Source organism: Lampropedia aestuarii, assembly GCF_004803635.1.
Classification (GTDB): domain Bacteria; phylum Pseudomonadota; class Gammaproteobacteria; order Burkholderiales; family Burkholderiaceae_C; genus Lampropedia; species Lampropedia aestuarii.
Genome location: NZ_SSWX01000032.1, coordinates 1 through 19,677, shown reverse-complemented (window position 1 = coordinate 19,677; position 19,677 = coordinate 1). Strand labels below are relative to the sequence as shown.

The following is a 19,677-nucleotide window of genomic DNA, read 5'->3' as shown; positions in this document are numbered from 1 at the left end:
GAGGGTGCTTCTCATGCGTTGGCATTGAAATCCTTTGTAAGAGGGCCATGCTGTGGTGGCCGATGCCTGCATCATGAACCTTACCACTATGGTAAGGTCAAGCCATTCGCATTATTTTCAAGTCAAACCGCACAGCGCGGGCCTAGAGCAAACGCCAAGCGCACAGGGTGGCTGTAAGGCGGCGATGAAAGCCACGCAAGATGTCGGGGAAATCCCCAATCTGGATAATATCTGCGCCATGTTGGCGCAGCCGCTCTGTACACGTCTATCAGGTGATGGGGCTGGCGCTGGCTGGTGCGTTTGTGTTTGCTGACTTTGGTCAGCCTTTTTTGTTTGTGCATTTGAAATGGTGCTGTATGTCAGTGCAATCTGCTGTTAATCTGAATGAAACCGGGCCGCCTGCAGCCAATCGTTGGCTGGTGTTGGGCATCGTCTCTGTGGCGCTGCTCCTGATTGTTATTGATATGACGGTGCTCTACACCGCCTTGCCAGTGCTCACCCATGAACTGCATGCAACGGCCAAGCAGAAGCTCTGGATCGTCAATATGTACCCGCTGGTGGTCGCTGGAATTTTGCCTGGTGCAGGCACGCTGGGCGACCGCTATGGCCACCGCCGTACTTTCTTGGCGGGCCTGGTTGTGTTTGGTTTGGCCTCTTTATGGGCTGCGTATTCGCCGACAGCGGCGTCTTTGATTGCGGCCCGTGCAGGCTTGGCTGTGGGCGCGGCCTTGATGATGCCAGCCACCTTGGCGATCATTCGCCAAACCTTCACGCAAGGGCATGAGCGTGGCATTGCGATTGGCATTTGGGCGGCCGTCGCGTCAGGCGGTGCGGCGCTTGGCCCCGTGCTGGGGGGCTTGCTGCTGACACAGTTTTGGTGGGGCTCGGTATTTTTGATCAATGTCCCCGTGGTGTTGGTGAGTATCGTGCTGGTGCTGTGGCTGATCGCGCCACGCCCAGGCGATCGCATGCGCCGCTGGGATTGGCAAGGCTCGATCATGGTGCTGCTGGGCTTGCTTGGCACGACCTATGCTGTCAAAGCTGCGGCGCAAGCGCAGGTTGATTGGGGCCAGGTACTGGCTGCTGCCATTGCTGGCTGCGTGTTTCTGGCCTTGTTTGTGCGCAGGCAACAGCGTATTGCCCATCCCTTGATTGATTTTGGCCTGCTGCGCGAGCGAGGTTTTAGCGTGGGCGTGATTGCTGCGCTGACTTGCTCGATTGCCTTCATTGGCTTTCAATTGGTCTTTAGCCAATGGTTGCAACTGGTGCGTGAGCTCACGCCGCTACAAGCCGGGCTGCAAGTGATGCCGATTGCGCTGGCCTCGTTTGTGGCAGGCCCCTTGGCCGGCTCGTGGATGGAGCGCCTGGGCAGCCGAAGCATTATTTTGATCGGTATGGGCATGACCTCGCTGGGCATGCTGGGGGTGGTGCTGACGTACACCGCAATGGGCTGGGGCTTGCTGGCGTGCCTGGTGTTGTTTGGCGCCGGTTTTGGGGTGGCCGTGACGGGCGCCTCGGCGGCCATTATGTTCAATGCGCCAGAAGACAAGGCTGGCATGGCCGCTTCTGTAGAAGAAGTGTCCTACGAACTGGGCGGCTCATTTGGCGTGGCCTTGATGGGCAGTTTGATGACCGCGGTGTACGCCAGCAAACTGGTGCTGCCTGAGCCATTGGCCCACTATCCGCAAGCGCTCGATAGCTTGGATGAGGCACGCTTGGTGGCTGAGAGCTTGCCCGCTGAGCTGGCGCAGTCCTTGATTGCGCTGGCCGGTGCCGCGTTTGACCAGGCCTTTGTCGTGGTGAGTCTGGCGGGCGTGGGCCTGCTTGGCATCACTTTGCTGGCCCTGTTGGTTTGGCGCGCGCGCTAGCCATGGCCCAGTTGATGCCCCAGCCATGCAAGGCTAGGGGCGTGTGCCAGCGGCGCAGTCAACAGGTGCTAAGGCGACTGGTGTTGGCTAAGCATCAAGCGCACTGCGATTGTGCCAGCTTGCGTAAAAAGCGCTCACAGGTCTCTATTTGCGCAATCTCAACATACTCGTTGGCTTTGTGCGCGACCTGAATATGGCCGGGTCCACAGACAATGCTGGGAATGCCCGCTTGCTGGAATAGGCCTGCTTCTGTGCCATAGGCGACTTTGCGCACAGCATGGTCTTGTGTCAGGGCGCGGGACAAGGCAGTAATGGCCTCTTGCTCACTGGCTTCCAGGGCTGGGGCACTTGCGCCGGTGGTGATATCGATGCGGGCGCTGTCGTATTCTTGGCGCATGCGTGGCAGCAACACGTCTTGTACGTATTGCTCCACCTGCGCTGCCAGTGCTTTGGGTTGCAAGCCGGGCAAATTGCGGAATTCATAGGAAAACTCGCAACGCTCAGGAATGGTATTCAAGGCAATGCCACCGCCAATCATATTGGTTGTCATCGTGGTAAAGGGCACGTCAAAGGCCTGGTCATAGGGCCCGTGCTGTTTGAAATGTTCAGCGATCTCGCGGATGCGGCAAATCAGCATTGCGGCATACTCAATGGCATTACAGCCCTGCGGCGTCAGCGACGAGTGCGCTGCTTTGCCATGGACATGGCAATGAAACAGGTTCACGCCTTTGTGCGCAACCACAACTTGCATGCCAGTCGGCTCTCCCACCACGCAGCCGTCGGCTTGCTGGCCGCGAGCCAGCAGTTCTTGCAGCATCACTGGCGCGCCAATGCAGCCGACCTCTTCGTCATACGACAGTGCCAAATGCAAAGGCTGCTGTCGTGGCAGGGCCAGAAAATCCGGCACCAAGGCCAGTGCAGTGGCAATAAAGCCTTTCATATCGGCCGTGCCGCGGCCGTACCAGGCACCGTCTTTTTCCGTCACGGTAAAGGGATCTGTGTGCCAGTCTTGCCCATCGACAGGCACCACATCGGTGTGGCCCGACAGCACAATCCCGCCCTGGGTATTGCCATTGGCAGCAGGCAGGGTGGCGAACAAATTGGCTTTGTTGCGCTCCTTCGAGTAGTGCAGGCTGCTGGCGACGCCTTGGCGCGCCAGCGCATCACGCACGGTTTCGATCAGGGCCAGGTTGGAGTTGCGGCTGGTGGTATCAAAAGCCACCAGGGTGTGGAGCCAGTCTTTGGGTGTCATAGAGGGTGTCGGCCAGCGTGGCCGTTTGTGAGTAATCCATTTGCGGGTAATGGTGCCAGTTTAGGCGCTTGCAGCGGACTTTGGGGAACGTTTTGGGCGGACGTTTGCGACCATGGCGGAAATTGACGGCCGTTTGGCAACAGGCTGTCGGATGAAAAAGGCCCGCGTCCAAGACGAACAGGCTCTTATGCGCGTTGCGCTGTAGCAGTTTGTCAGCGTGAGCGTGACTGCCGTATCACTGCAGATGACGGTGAATTGAGCAAAAACGCCCACAGCGGCTGCCTCAAACTGCTTGTGCACGCCTTTGGCGCTATGTTGGACCAGCCTGTGGCTGGTTGGTATCGCGTGGTGGGATTACCGAGCACGGCGCAGCGTCAGGTTGTAGCGCATTGCGCCCAACTGTGGGTGGGGTGCACCAGTCAAATGCTTGATGCCGTGAAAGCGCAAGCGGTCTACGCCACCCCAGACCACCATATCGCCGTGGTGCAGCAGCACATGGGCGGGTTTGTCACTGCGCTGCATACCGCCCCATAAAAACAAGGCGCTCATGCCCAGCGAGATCGAGACCACGGGCTGGCGCAGGTCTTGCTCGCTGCGGTCTTGGTGCAGCGCCATTTTGCTGTCCAAGCCGTATTGGTTGATCAGGCAGGTATCGGGGGCAAACTGTGCGAAGCCGGCCTCTTGCGCTGCTTCTGTGGCCAGCGCAGACCATGCTGCAGGAATCTCCGGCCAGGCCTGATCTGTCAGCGGATGGTGGCGGACATAGCTGTAGCCTGTGGGATCGGAGGACCAGCCGTGCGTGCCGCAACTGGTGGTGCGCACGGAGAGGGGTTTGCCGCCCGGTGTGGCCATTTGGTAGAGCGGTGAGTGTTGCAGCACGTCTTCAATGCGCGCCACCAGTTCAGCGGCCAAAGGGCTGGCTTTTTGGCGCAGCACCACGGCTTGTGGCCCCAGTGCCACGCGCTGCTCTTCTGGGCTGTCGGCAAAGAGGTCGAAGGAGGCGGTCATAGCGGCAGTATGCCTCAAGCGGTGCTGCTTGTTTCTGCCACCGCGGCCTGCGCCGCTTCCTGTTGTAGGCGTGTGCGCCGGCGGCCTTGGCCTAACTGGGGCAGGGCGCGCACCAGTGCTTGCGTATACGCATGCCGGGGTTCGTTCAATAGCTTTTCTGGGCTGCCGCGCTCTACCGCCTTGCCTTGGTGCATGACCAGCATGTCTTCGCACAGGTGGTGGATAGCGGCCATGTCGTGGCTGATGAACAAAAACGAGATGCCGTAGGTGGCCTTGAGCTCCAGCATCAAATCCAGCACCTGGGCCTGGATGGTCACATCCAGTGCGCTGACCGGCTCGTCGGCGACAATCAGGCGCGGGTGGGTCATCAGTGCGCGGGCAATGGCAATGCGCTGGCGTTGGCCGCCCGAGAATTCGTGCGGGTACTTGCGCAGGTCTTGGCTTGTGAGGCCAACGCGCTGCAGTATTTTTTCAGCGCGTGCGCGCATTTTCTCGCGGTCACGCTCGCCCAAGGCATGCATGGGTTCGGTGACAATGCGCTCAATCCGTTGGCGTGGATCGAGCGAGCTGTACGGGTCTTGGAAGACCATTTGAAAGTCGGCACGGGCGGCCTGCAACTGTGCTGGCGTCATCGCGTGCAAATCGCGGCCCATCAGACGCACACGGCCTTGGCTGGGGACATCCAAGGCCATGATGATGCGCGCCAGCGTCGATTTGCCTGAGCCCGATTCGCCCACAATGCCAATGCTTTGGCCAGCTGGCACATTGAAGCAAATGTCATCGAGCACCTGTACTTGGGGGGCTGGCCCCAGCAGGCGCTGGCGCGGCAGTTTGTAGTGCTGAGAGATGTGCTGCACTTCCAGCAAAGGGCTGCGTGACTGGGCTGCGCTCATGGGCTGGACTCCGGTGGCTGTTCTGAGCCTGGGCTGGCTTGGCTATACGCCATCAAGCGCTGGCGCGATTGCATCAATTGCTGGGTGTAGGCGTGCTGGGGGTCGGCAAACACCGCCGCGGTCTCGCCTTGCTCAACGATCTGGCCGCCGGTCATCACGGCGACATGGTCGGTGTAGTCCGATATCACGGCCAAGTCATGCGAGATCAGCAGCATGCCCATGCCTTGCTCCTGCACCAAATCGTCAAGCAGGTCGAGAATTTGCTGCTGCACGATCACATCCAGGGCTGTGGTGGGTTCATCCGCAATCAGCAAGTCGGGCCCGCAAGCCAGCGCCATGGCAATCACAATGCGCTGGCGCTGCCCACCAGAGAATTGGTGCGGGTAGGCTGATAAGCGCTCGCTTGCACGGGCAATGCCGACGCGCTCTAGCAGAGCGGCGGCGTGGGCCATGCAGGCTTTGCGACCCAGGCCCTGGTGCTGGCGCAGTGGCTCGGCCACTTGCTCGCCAATCGTGTGCACGGGGTTGAGCGCACTCATTGGTTCTTGGAACACCATGGCCATGCGGTTGCCGCGCAACTGTTGCAGCTGGGCTTCGCGCATGCCCAGCAGTTCTTGGCCATGCATGCGCACGCTGCCGCTGGCGCTGAGCTTGTCACCCAGTAGCCCCATCACGGCCAGCGCGCTTAAGGACTTGCCGCTGCCAGACTCGCCCACCAGTCCCAGCGTTTGGCCCGCCTGCAGTACCAGGTTGACATCGCGCACCATCGGCGGCGCCATAGGGCGGCTTTGGTGGTGAATGCTCAAGTCATTGATCAGCAGCAGTGGCGTGCGTGGATCGTTGGCTGCTGTCATCGTGCACTCCCCATCAGGCGCGGATCGAGCCTGTCGCGCAGGCCATCGCCCAGCAGGTTCAGGCCCATCACGGCCAACGCAATCGCCAAGCCAGGGTAGACCGCCAGCATGGGGGCATCAAAGAGTTTCGATTGTGCCTCGCTGAGCATGCGGCCCCAGGAGGGTGTTGGGTATTGCGTGCCCAGGCCCAGATAGGACAGCGCCGCTTCGGCCAGAATCGCAATCGCAAATTGGATCGTGGCTTGCACAATCAAAATCGACAGCAGATTGGGCAAGATATGTTCGCGTGTGATCGCCCAGGGGCCTTTGCCACAAGCGCGTGCGGCTGTGACAAAGTCTCTTTGCCACAGCACGTTGGCACTGGCGCGTGTGATGCGCGCAAAGATGGGGATACTGGCAATGCCAATGGCGGCAATGCTGGTCGCCAAACCCGCACCGTAGGCTGCGCGCAGCATGATGGCGGCCAAAATGGTTGGGAACGCAAAGCTCAGATCGGTCAAGCGCATGATGGCCTCTTCTACCCAGCCTTTGCGCAGCGCGGCCAATAGGCCCAGGCTGACACCAAACAGCAAGCCAATGGCGACGGCCGTGACGCCAACCAGCACCGAGCTTTGCGCCCCGACCATCAGTTGCGAGAAGATGTCATGGCCATAGCTGTCCGTGCCCAACCAGTGCTGCGCGCTAGGCGGGGCTTCGCGCAGATGGAAATTTTGCTCGCCGGGCGGATAGGGCGTCCACACCAAGGACAACAAGGCGCAAGCCAATAACGCGGTGGTGATCAAGCCACCAAACAGCAAGGATGGCAGGCCCAGCCAGCGCATGCCAGCTCGTGAAGCCGCAAGATCAGACGCAGGGTGCATGCTCATGCTGCCACCTTACCCTGGCGCATTGCGCTGGCCTGTATGCGCGGGTCGATCCATGCATACAGCAGGTCGACGAAAAAATTCACCACAATCACCAAGGCTGCGAGCAGCAGAACGCAGTTGCGCACCACCACCATGTCGCGGTTTTCGATGGCTTTGAAAATCAGGCGGCCAAGGCCAGGGAGCTGGAATACGCTCTCCACCACAATGGTGCCGGCCAGTAAATTGGCAAACTGCAGGCCTGCAATCGTGATCACTGGAATCAAGGCATTGCGCAGCGCATGTCGAAATAGCACTTGCCTGCGTGACAGGCCTTTGGCGCGGGCGGTGCGGATATAGTCTTCGCGCAGTACCTCCAGCATCGCCGAGCGCGTGATGCGTGCCAGCACTGCTGCTTGCACCATTGCCAGCGCCAGTGCGGGCAGTAGCAAGGCTTTGAGCGCGGGCCAGAAGCCGCCGCCAGCTGCAGCCGTCCAGCCGGGGAAGCCGCCAGAGGAGAACCATTTGAGCTGCACAGAAAACACCATCACCAGCAGGATTGCAAACCAGAAGTTCGGCACCGCCATGCCAATTTGGGTTAAACCCATGGTGAGAAAGTCGCCAGCCTTGTTGTGTTTGGCGGCAGCGTAAATACCGGCAATCAAGGCAATCACAATCGTGAGCGCAATGGCCAGCACTGCCAGAGGGATGGTCAGTTGCAAGCTCTCCCAGATCAGGCTGCTGGCTGGCACGTCGTAGGCGTAGCTTTGGCCCATGTCGCCTTGGAGCAAGTGGTAGAGCCACTGGCCGTAGCGCTGCCACAAAGGCGCATGCAGGCCGAGTTGTTCGGACAGGGCGGCAACTGCTTCTGCAGACGCATCGGGCCCAAGCATGACTTGGGCGGCATTGCCTGGCAACACTTCGAGCGCAAACATGACCAGCACCGACGCTCCCAGTAAGGAGAGCAGCAGCGTCACAATCCGCTGGATCAGATAAGCTTGCATAGATCAGACGTTAAGCTGCCAGCTTGGGCGCAGGCCGAGTGTCCGGCAGCGGCATCAGCTGGCATGGAGGGGAGGCACGAGGCGCTACGCTGGTAGCACCATGGTGCGCCTCCTGTGGTGTGCAGTTGGGATTATGCCGAAGGCGAAGGCATGCCGATGGTGTGGCTAAAGCCGCCATCGACGTAGAGGATCTCAGAGGTGATGCCAGAGGCCAGATCCGAGAACAGGAAAGCGGTGGCATTGCCCACATCTTCAATCGTCACATTGCGGCGCAGTGGCGAGGTGTCGGCGAAGTTTGACAACAGCTTGCCAAAGTCCTTGATGCCGCTGGCCGCCAGGGTTTTGATCGGGCCGGCGCTGATGCCGTTGACGCGAATGCCTTGTGGACCCACGGCTTCGGCCAAGTAGCGCACACTGGCTTCAAGGCTGGCTTTGGCCAGGCCCATGGTGTTGTAGTTGGGCACGGCACGCATGGCGCCCAAATACGACAAGGTGATCAAAGAGGCACGTTCATTCAGGTATGGCAGCGCGGCTTTGGCCAGCGCTGGAAAGCTGTAGGCGCTGATGTCGTGGGCGATGCGAAAGCCTTCGCGTGACAGACCTTCGAGGAAGTTGCCGGCAATCGCCTCGCGCGGAGCAAAGCCAATGCTGTGTACAAAGCCATCGAACTTGGGCCAGTGGGTGGACAAATCGGCAAACAATTTGTCGATTTGGGCGTCATCGGCGACATCGCAATCAAACACCAGCTTGGAGTTGAATTCTGCGGCAAACTCGCTGATGCGTTCTTTGAAGCGTTCGCCCACATAGCTGAATGCCAGCTCGGCGCCTTGCTCATGGCAGGCTTTGGCGATGCCGTAGGCAATCGAACGGTTGGACAGCACGCCTGTGATCAGCAACTTTTTGCCACTGAGAAAACCCATGAAACACTCCTTGTTGTGTTGTTGTGAGATGCCTTGGCCCTGTCGGTGTATGCTCCGACAAACGCGTTGGCCCCAATCAATGAAAGGCAGAATTGTCGCATGGACAAGCAATCCCCACTACCGCGCTTGATCGCAACCGCCGCAGCAGGTCTTTTTTTGCTGTTGGCTTGCCCCGCTTGGGGCGCGCATGCCTATGCCCAGTGGGGCGAGCCCAAATACCCTGCGGGGTTCGCCCATTTTGATTACGTCAATGCGCAGGCGCCCAAGGGCGGGGAAATTCGTTTGATCAGCGGCCTGGCACGCTCCAACTTCGACAAGTTCAACCCGTTTACTATGCGCGGTTCCGCGCCTGCCAATTTGCTGGAGCTGATGTTTGAGTCGCTGTTGACCGCCTCGATGGACGAGACCGCTACCGGCTATGGCTTGTTGGCCGAAAGTGTGGATGTGGCCCCAGACCATTTGTCGGCGACCTTTGTGATCCGCAAAGAGGCGCGTTTTCACAATGGCAAGCCGGTGCTGGCAGAAGATGTGAAGCACAGCTATGAAACCCTGATTAGTCCGCAGGCCTCACCCATCTATGCTTCGGCCTTTGCGCAGATCGACAAGGCGGTGGTGCTTGATGCGCGCACGATTCGTTTTGAGTTCAAACGCCCTGATCGAGATTTGCCTTTGGTCGTAGGGGGTATTCCGGTGTTCAGCCGCGACTGGGGCGTAGTCGATGGTGTGCGCAAGCCGTTTGACGAGGTGGTGATGGATACGCCGATTGGCAGCGGGCCCTACACGATTGGGCCGGTGGTGTTTGGGCGCGATATCAGCTATGTGCGTGACCCCAACTACTGGGCGGCTGATTTGAATGTCAATGTTGGCAGCTACAACTTTGATACTGTCACTGTGCGCTTGTACCAGGACAATACCGCCAGGCTGGAGGCATTGAAAGCCGGGCAGTTTGATGCGATGCAGTTTCTCAGTGCAGGCGACTGGGCGCGCCGCACGCAAGGGCGCAAATTCGACTCCGGCGAGTTGGCCAAGGAGGAGTTTCACCACCTGAATCCTGCCGGTTTTCAGAGCTACTTTTTGAATACGCGCCGGCCCTTGTTGCAAGACGCCAGGGTGCGCCAGGCATTGAACCTGGCCTTGGATTATGAATGGCTGAACAAGCGGCTGTTCTTTGGTTCGTATAAGCGCGTGCACGGCATTTTCGGCAATACCCAGTGCCAGGCGCAAGGCGCGCCACAAGGGCAGGAGCTGGCTTTGCTGGAGCCGTTTCGCAAACAATTGCCAGCAGCCGTGTTTGAGCCCATCAAGCTGCCGCCGCGCACGGATTTGACCGAAGAGGGCATTCGGGACAACTTGCGGCAAGCCCAGCAGCTGCTTGCCGAGGCGGGCTGGAAGCTGGATTCGAAGGGCGTGCTGCGCAATGCGCAGAACCAACCCTTGGTATTGGAGTTGCTCGATAGCAATGCATCGTCGATTCGTGCGGTAGCGCCTTGGATGCGTAATTTGGAAAAATTGGGCATTACGCTGGAGTTTCGAGCGGTGGACTACGCGCTGTATTTGCAGCGCACGCAGCAATTTGATTTTGATATTGCGACGCTGAATTTGGGGGGGCTTTCGCACAGCCCTGGGCAAGAGTACCTGGACCTGTTTGGCACCAAGTCCGCGGCTACTGAGGGGTCCTACAATTTCTCTGGCATCAACCAGCCCGCGATTGACGCGGTGATCCAAAGCATGGGCGAGGCCCAGACCCATGATGCATTTCTGGCTGCCTGTCGTGCCCTGGAGCGCATTGTGTTGGCCGAAGATGTGATGGTGCCGCAGTGGTACTCGGATACCTTTCGTGTGGTTTACAACGCCAAGCAATTGGCCTACCAGGCGCCGATGCCGCCCTATGTGACGCGCTTTGATGTGTGGGCTATGACTACCTGGTGGCATCGGTAGGCGTCATGCTCGGCAACTTTGCTGGCTCTGATAGAATGCCGGATGCTTTGCTTAGCGCCCGGTCTATTGGATTGGATGCGGCAAGGCTTCGCTTGCTTGCAATTTATTGGAAGCATGTGGTGCATATCGAACAAAAAACAGTCAGCTTTAGGTTGACTGGACTGCTTGTTTGATGGAGAATACGCAGCTTCGCTCATCTTGAGTGGAGTTTTCTGCCCAAACGTGGATGCGTGCTTGCTTTGGGTGAGCGCGCAGATGCGACGGGTCCAAGACTGACTGTGTGGCAGTTGCTTTTTAGCGTTCACGTTGAAAAGTGGCTTCCATGAGCGCAGGTTAAGTTGGGAATTAAATCAAATGATCCAGACAGAATCTCGTTTAGAGGTTGCCGACAATACGGGTGCTAAATCTGTGTTGTGCATTAAGGTGCTTGGTGGTTCCAAGCGCCGTTATGCCAGCGTCGGTGACATTATTAAAGTGAGCATCAAAGAAGCGGCTCCTCGCGGTCGCGTCAAAAAAGGCGAAGTTTACAGTGCTGTGGTAGTTCGTACTGCCAAAGGCATTCGTCGCCAAGATGGCTCGTTGATCAAGTTTGATGGCAATGCAGCAGTGCTGCTCAATGCCAAGCTTGAGCCAATCGGTACCCGTATTTTTGGCCCGGTCACACGTGAATTGCGCACTGAGCGTTTCATGAAAATTGTGTCCTTGGCTCCTGAAGTGATTTGAGGTGTGGCATGAGTAGCAAGATTCGCAAGGGCGATGAAGTCATCGTGTTGGCCGGTCGCGATAAAGGCAAGCGTGGTGTGGTTCTGTCTCGCAAAGACGAGAACCACCTGGTTGTTGAAGGTGTTAACGTGGTTAAAAAACACGTGCGTCCTAACCCAATGAAGGGTGAAGTTGGCGGCATCGTGAACAAAACCATGGCTATCCATCAATCCAACGTCGCAATCTACAACCCTGCAACTGGCAAAGCCGATCGCGTGGGCTTCAATGTAGATCTGACAGCTGACAAAGGTCAGCGTCGCGTGCGTGTATTCCGCTCCAGTGGCGAAGTGATCAAGGTGGCATAAATGGCACGTCTTCAAGATTTTTATCGTGAAAAAGTTGTCGGCGATCTGACAGCTAAGTTTGGCTACAAGACTGTGATGGAAGTTCCTCGCATCACCAAAATCACCTTGAACATGGGTGTTGGTGAAGCAGTTGCTGACAAGAAAATCATGGACAACGCCGTGGCTGATTTGACCAAAATTGCTGGTCAAAAGCCTGTTGTGACCAAGGCGCGTAAAGCGATTGCGGGTTTCAAAATCCGTGAAGGTCAGCCAATTGGCTGCATGGTCACCCTGCGTGGCGTTCGCATGTACGAATTCCTGGACCGTTTCGTGACAGTGGCTCTGCCACGTGTGCGTGACTTCCGCGGTATTTCTGGCAAATCTTTCGACGGCCGTGGTAACTACAACGTCGGCGTGAAAGAACAGATCATCTTCCCTGAGATCGAATACGACAAGGTAGATGCTCTGCGTGGTCTGAATATCAGCATCACGACAACAGCGAAATCGGACGATGAAGCCAAGGCGCTTCTGGCTGCTTTCCGCTTCCCGTTCAAGAATTGAGGTGCAGTGTGGCTAAAAAAGCATTGATTGAAAGAGAGCTCAAGCGCAAAAATTTGGTGGCCAAATTTGCCACTAAGCGTGCAGAGCTGAAGGCGATCGTCGATGACGCCAAGCGCAGTGATGAAGAGCGCTACGCTGCTCGTTTGGAGCTGCAAAAGCTGCCACGTAACGCCAACCCAACTCGCCAACGCAATCGTTGCGAGTTGACAGGCCGTCCACGCGGTACGTTCCGTCAATTCGGTCTGGCTCGTGCAAAGGTGCGTGAGTTGGCCATGTCTGGTGACATCCCTGGTGTCATCAAGGCTAGCTGGTAAGCAGGTAGGAGTTATTAATCATGAGCATGAGTGATCCTATTGCTGACTTGTTGACCCGTATCCGCAATGCGCAGATGGTCAATAAGGCAAAAGTGTCGGTACCTTCTTCCAAGCTGAAGCTGGCTATCCTTCAAGTGTTGAAGGACGAAGGTTATATCGATGGTTTCGAAGTGGTGCGTGATGGTGCCAAAGCAGACATCAGTGTTGATCTGAAATACTACGCTGGCCGTCCTGTGATTGAGCGCATCGAACGCGTAAGCAAACCTGGTCTGCGTGTGTACAAACCAAGCAAATCCATTCCTCAAGTGATGAATGGTTTGGGCGTGGCTATTGTGACTACACCGCAAGGCGTAATGACAGATCGCAAAGCACGCGCTGCCGGCATCGGTGGTGAAGTTTTGTGCTTCGTTGCGTAATTCGGGATTGGAGGAATACTGAAATGTCTCGAGTTGCAAAACAGCCAGTGGTGATTCCCGCTGGTGTAGAAGTGGCTATCAAAGATGGTCAGATCGCTGTCAAAGGTACTGGTGGTCAATTGGCCATCGCCGAAAACGCGTTGGTTGCTGTGAGTCAAGATGCTGGTGCAGTGAAATTTGCTCCAGCCAATGATTCGCGTGAAGCCGATGCTTTGGCTGGTACTTTGCGTCAACTGGTCAACAACATGGTGATCGGCGTGACCAAAGGTTTTGAGCGCAAGCTCAACCTGGTCGGCGTGGGTTTCAAGGCGGCCGTCAACGGTAACAAGTTGAACCTGGCTGTCGGTTACTCCCATCCGGTTGAATTCGTATTGCCTGAAGGCGTTACTGCTGCAACACCAACACCTACTGAAATCGTGCTCAAAGGCGCGAACAAGCAGGTTCTTGGTCAATTTGCCGCTGTTGTGCGCCAAGTGCGTCCTCCTGAGCCTTACAAAGGCAAAGGTATCCGTTATTCGGATGAGGTCGTCACGATCAAGGAAACCAAGAAGAAATAAGGGGCTGCAAGATGTTGAACAAAAAAGAACAGCGTTTGCGCCGTGCCCGTCAAACCCGTATCCGCATTGCCAAGCAAGGCGTGGCGCGTTTGACAGTGCATCGTACCAATCAGCATATTTACGCGACTGTCATCTCCGAAGATGGCGCCAAAGTCGTTGCAACCGCTTCCTCCGTCGAGGGCGAATTGCGTGGTTCCGTTAAAGGCGGCACCGCCGATGGCGCATCCGCAGTGGGCAAGCGTATTGCTGAGAAGGCCAAGGCTGCTGGCATCGAAAAGGTGGCGTTTGATCGTGCAGGTTTTGCATATCATGGCCGTGTTAAAGCATTGGCAGAAGCTGCTCGTGAAGCAGGCCTGCAGTTCTGATTGAGGCTAATAGCAATGGCTACTAAAAACCAAGCGAGAACGCAAGAAGAAGCGCGTGACGATGGCTTCAAGGAGAAAATGATCGCCGTAAACCGGACCACCAAAGTGGTCAAGGGTGGTCGTATTCTGGGCTTCGCAGCCTTGTCAGTGGTCGGTGATGGCGATGGCCGCATCGGCATGGGCAAAGGCAAATCCAAGGAAGTGCCTGCTGCAGTGCAGAAGTCCATGGAAGAAGCCCGTCGCAACCTGATCAAAGTGTCTCTGAAAAATGGCACACTGCATCACGGTGTAAGTGGTAAGCATGGCGCAGCTCGCGTAATGCTGATGCCAGCTCCTAAAGGTACTGGTATTATCGCTGGCGGTCCAATGCGTGCTGTGTTCGATGCGGTTGGTATTACAGACATCGTGGCCAAAAGCCATGGTTCTTCCAACCCATACAACATGGTTCGTGCAACTCTGGACGCGCTCAATCGTTCTACTACTCCTGCAGAGATCGCTGCCAAGCGCAATCTGTCGGTAGAAGACCTGTTGGCTTGAGAGGGTGTAAGAAATGTCTACAAACCAAACCGTCAAGGTACAGTTGGTTCGCAGCCCAATCGGCACGAAAGAATCGCACCGCGCGACCGTTCGTGGCTTGGGTCTTCGCAAACTCAATAGCGTCAGCGAACTCCAAGACACGCCTGAAGTGCGTGGCATGATTAACAAGATCAGCTATCTGGTCCGAGTTCTGTAAGAGGTAGATGATGCAACTCAATACCATCAAACCCGCAGAGGGTGCCAAGCACGCCAAGCGCCGCGTTGGTCGCGGTATCGGCTCCGGCTTGGGTAAAACAGCTGGTCGTGGTCACAAAGGGCAGAAATCACGCTCTGGTGGCTACCACAAGGTGGGTTTCGAAGGCGGTCAAATGCCTTTGCAACGCCGCTTGCCAAAACGTGGCTTCAAATCAACAACGCTGAAATTCAATGCTGAAGTGACACTGTCAGAGCTCGACCGTCTGGGCGTAGCCGAAGTGGACCTGCTGGTTTTGAAAGAAGCTGGTCTGGTTCGCTCACTGGCTAAAGTGGTAAAAGTGATCAAGTCCGGTGAATTGACCAAAGCGGTCAAATTGACAGGAATTGGCGCAACTGCTGGTGCCAAGGCAGCTATCGAAGCCGCTGGTGGCTCGATCGCTTAAAGCCAAGTAATAGACGCGTTTAACGCCCGCTAACTTTTGTGAATGAGGCTTGATTTTGGCAACAAACACTGCTCAATTGGCAAAGTCAGGCAAGTTCGGTGACTTGCGTCGCCGGCTTGTCTTTCTGTTGCTGGCGCTAGTGGTTTATCGAATCGGCACACATATTCCTGTTCCTGGAATCGACCCTGCTCAGTTACAGCAAATGTTTTCTGGCAGTCAAGGGATTCTGGACCTCTTCAATATGTTCTCCGGTGGCGCCCTGTCACGGTTTTCCGTGCTCGCCCTGGGGATCATGCCTTACATCTCGGCATCCATCATTATTCAGTTAATGACTTATGTGGTGCCGACGTTGGTGGCCTTGAAGAAAGAGGGCGAAGCAGGACGCCGTAAGATTACCCAATACACCCGTTATTTGACTTTGGTCTTGGCATTGTTCCAGTCGATGGGCATTGCAGTCATGCTGGAGAGTCAACCAGGTTTGGTTTTTGAACCAGGCTTTGGCTTCAAATTGACAACCATTGTTTCTTTGACAGCTGGCACATTGTTCATGATGTGGCTGGGTGAGCAAATCACAGAACGTGGCATTGGTAACGGTATTTCGATTCTGATTTTTGCAGGTATTGCAGCTGGCTTGCCAAGCGCTTTGTCTGGTACTTTGGAGTTGGTGCGTACGGGTGCGATGAGCATTATCACTTTGCTGATCATTGCTTTGTTTGTGGTGCTCCTGACCTACTTTGTGGTCTTTGTCGAGCGTGGTCAGCGGCGTATTCTGGTTAACTATGCGCGCCGTCAGGTGGGTAACAAAGTCTATGCAGGTCAGTCCTCGCATTTGCCTTTGAAGCTCAACATGGCAGGTGTGATTCCGCCAATCTTTGCATCCTCGATCATCTTGCTGCCTGCGACTTTGGTTAGCTGGCTCAGTACCGGTGATTCGATGCGTTGGTTGCGCGACATTGCAGCAAAGTTAACGCCGGGGCAACCCATTTATGTGCTGCTGTTGGCATCTGCCATCATCTTCTTCTGTTTCTTCTATACCGCCTTGGTTTTCAATAGCCGCGAGACAGCAGATAACCTGAAGAAAAGTGGAGCATTTGTACCGGGTATTCGGCCTGGCGAGCAAACTGCAAAATATATTGATAAAATTCTGGCCCGACTGACATTGGCTGGCGCAATCTATATCACTGCAGTCTGTTTGTTTCCTGAGTTCTTGACCCTGAAGTACAACGTGCCGTTCTACTTTGGTGGTACTTCGCTGTTGATTCTGGTCATTGTGACCATGGACTTCATGGCGCAGGTGCAGAACTATGTGGTATCGCAGCAGTATGAGTCGGTTTTGAAGAAAACCAGTCTCAAGCCTGCAGGGCGTTAACAGTTTGTATTGAATTGATTTGGGAGTTCGTGATGAAAGTATCGGCTTCTGTAAAGAAGATGTGTAGAAATTGCAAGGTCATTCGCCGCAATGGTGTCGTGCGTGTGATTTGTACAGACCTGCGCCACAAGCAGCGTCAAGGTTGAGGATTAAAGGACGTATATGGCACGTATTGCTGGTATTAACGTACCGCCGCACAAGCATGCAGAAATTGGCTTGACGGCAATTTATGGTATCGGACGCACTCGCGCTCGCAAAATCTGCGAAGCTTCTGGGATTGAATACTCCAAAAAAGTCAAAGACTTCACGGATGCTGATCTCGAAAAAATTCGCGATCAAATCGCTTTGTTCACGATCGAGGGTGACCTGCGTCGTGAAACAACCATGAACATCAAGCGTTTGATGGACATCGGTTGCTACCGCGGTTTCCGTCATCGTCGTGGCTTGCCAATGCGTGGCCAGCGTACACGTACCAATGCTCGCACTCGCAAGGGTCCGCGCAAAGGCGTCAAATAAATCACTGTAAGTGGCATTGAAGGAAAACAATGGCTAAAGGTTCTTCCGCCTCGCAGCGTGTACGCAAGAAAGTCCGCAAGAATATTGCTGACGGCATTGCGCACATTCATGCGTCGTTCAACAACACCATCATCACCATTACTGATCGTCAAGGCAATTCTTTGTCTTGGGCATCGTCTGGTGGTCAAGGTTTCAAAGGCTCGCGTAAATCCACTCCTTTTGCTGCCCAGGTAGCATCTGAAGTGGCAGGTCGTGCTGCCATTGAGCATGGTATTAAAAATCTGGACGTTGAAATCAAAGGTCCAGGTCCAGGTCGTGAATCGTCCGTGCGCGCTCTGGGCGCTCTGGGCATTCGCATCACTTCCATCGCGGATGTGACGCCTGTTCCACACAACGGCTGCCGCCCTCAAAAGCGTCGTCGTATCTAATCGTCTAAAGACCACCGCCGCCGGTGTTGTACTGCACCGGCGGCTCCTGCATTTGTAATATGCAGCAGCTGAATCAAAGGAAATCAAGTGGCACGTTATATTGGGCCTAAGGCCAAACTGTCCCGCCGTGAAGGCACCGACCTGTTCTTGAAGAGCGCACGCCGCTCGATCGCTGACAAATCCAAATTTGACAGCAAGCCAGGTCAACATGGCCGCACTTCGGGTACACGCACTTCTGACTACGGTCTGCAATTGCGCGAAAAGCAAAAAGTGCGTCGCATGTACGGCGTGCTGGAAAAGCAATTCCGCCGCTATTTTGCTGAAGCCGATCGCCGCCGTGGCAACACTGGTGCCAACTTGCTGTCCTTGCTGGAATCGCGTTTGGACAACGTGGTTTATCGCATGGGCTTTGGCTCCACACGTGCTGAAGCGCGTCAAATGGTCTCGCACAAGTCCATTTTGGTCAACGGCCAACAAGTCAACATCCCTTCTTACCAAGTTAAAGCCGGCGACGTGATTGCTGTGCGTGAAAAATCACGCAACCAAGCACGTGTGGTTGAAGCCCTGCAATTGGCTCAACAAGTTGGTTTCCCAGGCTGGGTTGAAGTGGCAGTTGAAAAAGCTGAAGGCACATTCAAGAAGTCTCCTGACCGCGACGAATACGGCGCAGACATCAATGAATCCCTGATCGTTGAATTGTATTCACGTTGATCGGTTAGATTTTCTCATCATTGAACCGCGACTTGCTCGCGGTTTATTCGCTTCACCAGCCTTACCGGTGTAACGAACCGGGGGTATTGATAGGAAGTACATATGCAAAATTTGCTAAAACCCAAGACCATCAGCGTTGAACAAATTACCAATAACCGCGCCAAGGTTGAATTAGAGCCTTTTGAGCGTGGCTACGGTCATACCTTGGGTAATGCATTGCGTCGGGTTTTGCTCTCTTCCATGGTGGGTTATGCCCCCACTGAAGTGACGATTGCTGGAGTGCTGCACGAGTTCTCGAGCATTGATGGGGTGCAAGAAGATGTGGTCAGCATTTTGCTGAACCTCAAAGGCGTTGTTTTCAAATTGCACAATCGCGACGAGGTGACTCTGAGCTTGCGCAAAGAAGGCGATGGCGTGATCACTGCTGCAGACATCCAAACACCGCACGACGTGGAAATCGTCAACCCAGAGCAGGTGATTGCCCACATGTCTCATGGTGCCAAATTGGATATGCAAATCAAGGTTGAAAAAGGCCGTGGCTATGTGCCAGGTACAATTCGCCGTTTTGCGGATGAATCGACCAAATCGATTGGCCGAATTGTCTTGGATGCGTCTTTCTCGCCAGTTCTGCGTGTGAACTACACCGTTGAGAATGCGCGTGTTGAACAGCGTACCGACCTTGACAAACTAGTCATGGAAATCGAAACCAATGGTGCGATTACTGCTGAAGACGCAGTGCGCACTTCTGCCAAAATTCTGGTGGAGCAATTGGCCGTATTTGCCCAGCTGGACGACAACGATTTGACCGACTTCGACAAATCTTCGAGCAGCTCACGCACCAATGCGGCAGCGTTCGATCCGATCTTGTTGCGTCCAGTCGATGAGCTGGAGTTGACCGTTCGTTCGGCCAACTGCCTCAAAGCAGAAAATATCTACTACATCGGTGATCTGATCCAGCGCACCGACAATGAGTTGTTGAAAACACCTAACCTGGGCCGTAAATCGCTCAATGAAATCAAGGAAGTCTTGGCTTCGCGTGGTTTGACACTCGGTATGAAACTGGAAAACTGGCCACCAGCTGGTTTGGAGTAAATCGTTTGGAGTCAGGCTCTGCCTGACTTCAAACACTTTTTTTTTTGTTGCACCTGCGAGTACCTGATACGGCTTGCAGTTATTTAAAAAGGAAACACTATGCGACACGGTAATGGCTTACGTAAACTCAACCGCACTAGCGCACACCGCCTGGCGATGCTGCGCAACATGAGCAATTCTTTGATTCAGCACGAGCTGATCAAAACAACTCTGCCTAAGGCCAAAGAACTGCGCCGCGTGGTTGAGCCGCTGATCACATTGGCTAAAGTGGACAGCGTGGCCAACCGCCGCCTGGCATTTGATCGCCTGCGCGACCGCGACTCCGTGACCAAGCTGTTCACAGTTTTGGGCCCACGTTACAACACGCGTCCTGGTGGCTACACACGTATCCTGAAAATGGGCTTCCGCGTGGGCGATAACGCACCTATGGCGCTGGTTGAGTTGGTTGATCGCCCAGATGTTGAAGAAAACACAGCTCAAACTTCAGCTGAAGCTTGAAACTAGTGTTATACTAACGGCTTACCGCGCGATGGAGCAGTCTGGTAGCT

The 19,677-nt window shown here is 55.4% G+C and carries 25 protein-coding genes and 1 pseudogene; 19 read left to right on the top strand and 7 right to left on the bottom strand.

Going from position 1 to position 19,677, the window contains the following annotated elements; genetic code table 11:
* Nucleotides 1-356 precede the first annotated feature (356 nt).
* The gene (locus E8K88_RS16840; RefSeq protein WP_136407841.1) at nt 357-1,868 is read left to right on the top strand and encodes an MFS transporter; all 1,512 of its coding nucleotides are present in this window, start codon (nt 357-359) and stop codon (nt 1,866-1,868) included.
* 94 nt (nt 1,869-1,962) lie between these two features.
* Here E8K88_RS16840 and argE read toward each other — a convergent pair whose 3' ends face one another.
* The 7 genes and pseudogenes from argE to fabI form a co-directional block, all read right to left on the bottom strand.
* Nucleotides 1,963-3,120: an acetylornithine deacetylase gene (gene argE / locus E8K88_RS16835; RefSeq protein WP_136407840.1), complete on the bottom strand. Its 1,158-nt coding sequence runs from the start codon at nt 3,118-3,120 to the stop codon at nt 1,963-1,965.
* Nucleotides 3,121-3,474: 354 nt separating this feature from the next.
* Entirely contained in the window at nt 3,475-4,128 is a 654-nt protein-coding gene (gene alkB / locus E8K88_RS16830; RefSeq protein WP_136407839.1) for a DNA oxidative demethylase AlkB, read from the bottom strand.
* A 14-nt stretch (nt 4,129-4,142) separates the two neighbouring features.
* Nucleotides 4,143-5,021, bottom strand: a complete 879-nt coding sequence (locus E8K88_RS16825) for an ATP-binding cassette domain-containing protein (protein WP_136407838.1) — start codon at nt 5,019-5,021, stop codon at nt 4,143-4,145.
* A gap of 47 nt (nt 5,022-5,068) precedes the next feature.
* Nucleotides 5,069-5,875 (bottom strand): annotated as a pseudogene (locus E8K88_RS16820) (ATP-binding cassette domain-containing protein); the annotation flags it as partial.
* Nucleotides 5,872-6,735, bottom strand: coding sequence for an ABC transporter permease (locus tag E8K88_RS16815; RefSeq protein ID WP_240754578.1), 864 nt, complete (start codon nt 6,733-6,735; stop codon nt 5,872-5,874). The gene E8K88_RS16815 and the pseudogene E8K88_RS16820, both read right to left, overlap by 4 nt.
* A 2-nt stretch (nt 6,736-6,737) precedes the next feature.
* Entirely contained in the window at nt 6,738-7,721 is a 984-nt protein-coding gene (locus tag E8K88_RS16810; RefSeq protein ID WP_136407836.1) for an ABC transporter permease, read from the bottom strand.
* 131 nt (nt 7,722-7,852) lie between these two features.
* Nucleotides 7,853-8,641 carry an enoyl-ACP reductase FabI gene (fabI, locus tag E8K88_RS16805; protein ID WP_136407835.1) on the bottom strand — a complete coding sequence of 263 codons (789 nt, stop codon included), beginning with the start codon at nt 8,639-8,641 and terminating at the stop codon, nt 7,853-7,855.
* A gap of 99 nt (nt 8,642-8,740) precedes the next feature.
* Between fabI and E8K88_RS16800 the strand changes: the two genes are divergently transcribed.
* The 18 genes from E8K88_RS16800 to rplQ all read left to right on the top strand — a co-directional run bounded on the left by E8K88_RS16800 (nt 8,741) and on the right by rplQ (nt 19,627).
* A complete protein-coding gene (locus E8K88_RS16800) occupies nt 8,741-10,579 on the top strand; it encodes an extracellular solute-binding protein (RefSeq protein WP_136407834.1) in 1,839 nt (612 codons plus the stop codon).
* A 354-nt stretch (nt 10,580-10,933) separates the two neighbouring features.
* Nucleotides 10,934-11,302, top strand: a complete 369-nt coding sequence (gene rplN / locus E8K88_RS16795; protein WP_136407833.1) for a 50S ribosomal protein L14 — start codon at nt 10,934-10,936, stop codon at nt 11,300-11,302.
* Between the two features lie 8 nt (nt 11,303-11,310).
* Nucleotides 11,311-11,646, top strand: a complete 336-nt coding sequence (gene rplX, locus E8K88_RS16790; protein ID WP_136407832.1) for a 50S ribosomal protein L24 — start codon at nt 11,311-11,313, stop codon at nt 11,644-11,646.
* Complete coding sequence (gene rplE, locus E8K88_RS16785) at nt 11,647-12,186, top strand: 50S ribosomal protein L5 (protein WP_136407831.1); 540 nt, start codon at nt 11,647-11,649, stop codon at nt 12,184-12,186. It abuts the gene before it with no gap.
* Nucleotides 12,187-12,194: 8 nt separating this feature from the next.
* A complete protein-coding gene (gene rpsN, locus E8K88_RS16780; RefSeq protein ID WP_136407830.1) occupies nt 12,195-12,500 on the top strand; it encodes a 30S ribosomal protein S14 in 306 nt (101 codons plus the stop codon).
* Nucleotides 12,501-12,520: 20 nt separating this feature from the next.
* Nucleotides 12,521-12,916 carry a 30S ribosomal protein S8 gene (rpsH, locus tag E8K88_RS16775; RefSeq protein ID WP_136407829.1) on the top strand — a complete coding sequence of 132 codons (396 nt, stop codon included), beginning with the start codon at nt 12,521-12,523 and terminating at the stop codon, nt 12,914-12,916.
* A 23-nt stretch (nt 12,917-12,939) separates the two neighbouring features.
* Nucleotides 12,940-13,473, top strand: a complete 534-nt coding sequence (gene rplF / locus E8K88_RS16770) for a 50S ribosomal protein L6 (protein WP_136407828.1) — start codon at nt 12,940-12,942, stop codon at nt 13,471-13,473.
* Between the two features lie 11 nt (nt 13,474-13,484).
* The gene (rplR, locus tag E8K88_RS16765) at nt 13,485-13,838 is read left to right on the top strand and encodes a 50S ribosomal protein L18 (RefSeq protein WP_136407827.1); all 354 of its coding nucleotides are present in this window, start codon (nt 13,485-13,487) and stop codon (nt 13,836-13,838) included.
* Between the two features lie 15 nt (nt 13,839-13,853).
* Nucleotides 13,854-14,375 carry a 30S ribosomal protein S5 gene (gene rpsE, locus E8K88_RS16760; RefSeq protein ID WP_136407826.1) on the top strand — a complete coding sequence of 174 codons (522 nt, stop codon included), beginning with the start codon at nt 13,854-13,856 and terminating at the stop codon, nt 14,373-14,375.
* Nucleotides 14,376-14,388: 13 nt separating this feature from the next.
* Nucleotides 14,389-14,571 (top strand): 50S ribosomal protein L30, encoded by a 183-nt coding sequence (gene rpmD / locus E8K88_RS16755; RefSeq protein ID WP_136407825.1) that lies wholly within the window; start codon nt 14,389-14,391, stop codon nt 14,569-14,571.
* A gap of 10 nt (nt 14,572-14,581) precedes the next feature.
* Nucleotides 14,582-15,013 (top strand): 50S ribosomal protein L15, encoded by a 432-nt coding sequence (gene rplO / locus E8K88_RS16750; protein ID WP_136407851.1) that lies wholly within the window; start codon nt 14,582-14,584, stop codon nt 15,011-15,013.
* Between the two features lie 55 nt (nt 15,014-15,068).
* Entirely contained in the window at nt 15,069-16,382 is a 1,314-nt protein-coding gene (gene secY / locus E8K88_RS16745; RefSeq protein ID WP_136407850.1) for a preprotein translocase subunit SecY, read from the top strand.
* A gap of 32 nt (nt 16,383-16,414) precedes the next feature.
* Nucleotides 16,415-16,528, top strand: a complete 114-nt coding sequence (gene rpmJ / locus E8K88_RS16740) for a 50S ribosomal protein L36 (RefSeq protein WP_136407824.1) — start codon at nt 16,415-16,417, stop codon at nt 16,526-16,528.
* 16 nt (nt 16,529-16,544) lie between these two features.
* Nucleotides 16,545-16,898, top strand: a complete 354-nt coding sequence (gene rpsM, locus E8K88_RS16735; protein WP_136407823.1) for a 30S ribosomal protein S13 — start codon at nt 16,545-16,547, stop codon at nt 16,896-16,898.
* Between the two features lie 29 nt (nt 16,899-16,927).
* Complete coding sequence (gene rpsK, locus E8K88_RS16730; protein ID WP_136407822.1) at nt 16,928-17,326, top strand: 30S ribosomal protein S11; 399 nt, start codon at nt 16,928-16,930, stop codon at nt 17,324-17,326.
* Nucleotides 17,327-17,413: 87 nt separating this feature from the next.
* On the top strand, nt 17,414-18,037 hold the full coding sequence (gene rpsD / locus E8K88_RS16725; protein ID WP_136407821.1) for a 30S ribosomal protein S4: 624 nt from the start codon (nt 17,414-17,416) through the stop codon (nt 18,035-18,037).
* Nucleotides 18,038-18,139: 102 nt separating this feature from the next.
* Nucleotides 18,140-19,129 (top strand): DNA-directed RNA polymerase subunit alpha, encoded by a 990-nt coding sequence (locus E8K88_RS16720; protein ID WP_136407820.1) that lies wholly within the window; start codon nt 18,140-18,142, stop codon nt 19,127-19,129.
* A gap of 99 nt (nt 19,130-19,228) precedes the next feature.
* Nucleotides 19,229-19,627, top strand: a complete 399-nt coding sequence (rplQ, locus tag E8K88_RS16715; RefSeq protein ID WP_136407819.1) for a 50S ribosomal protein L17 — start codon at nt 19,229-19,231, stop codon at nt 19,625-19,627.
* The last annotated feature ends 50 nt before the right edge of the window (nt 19,628-19,677 follow it).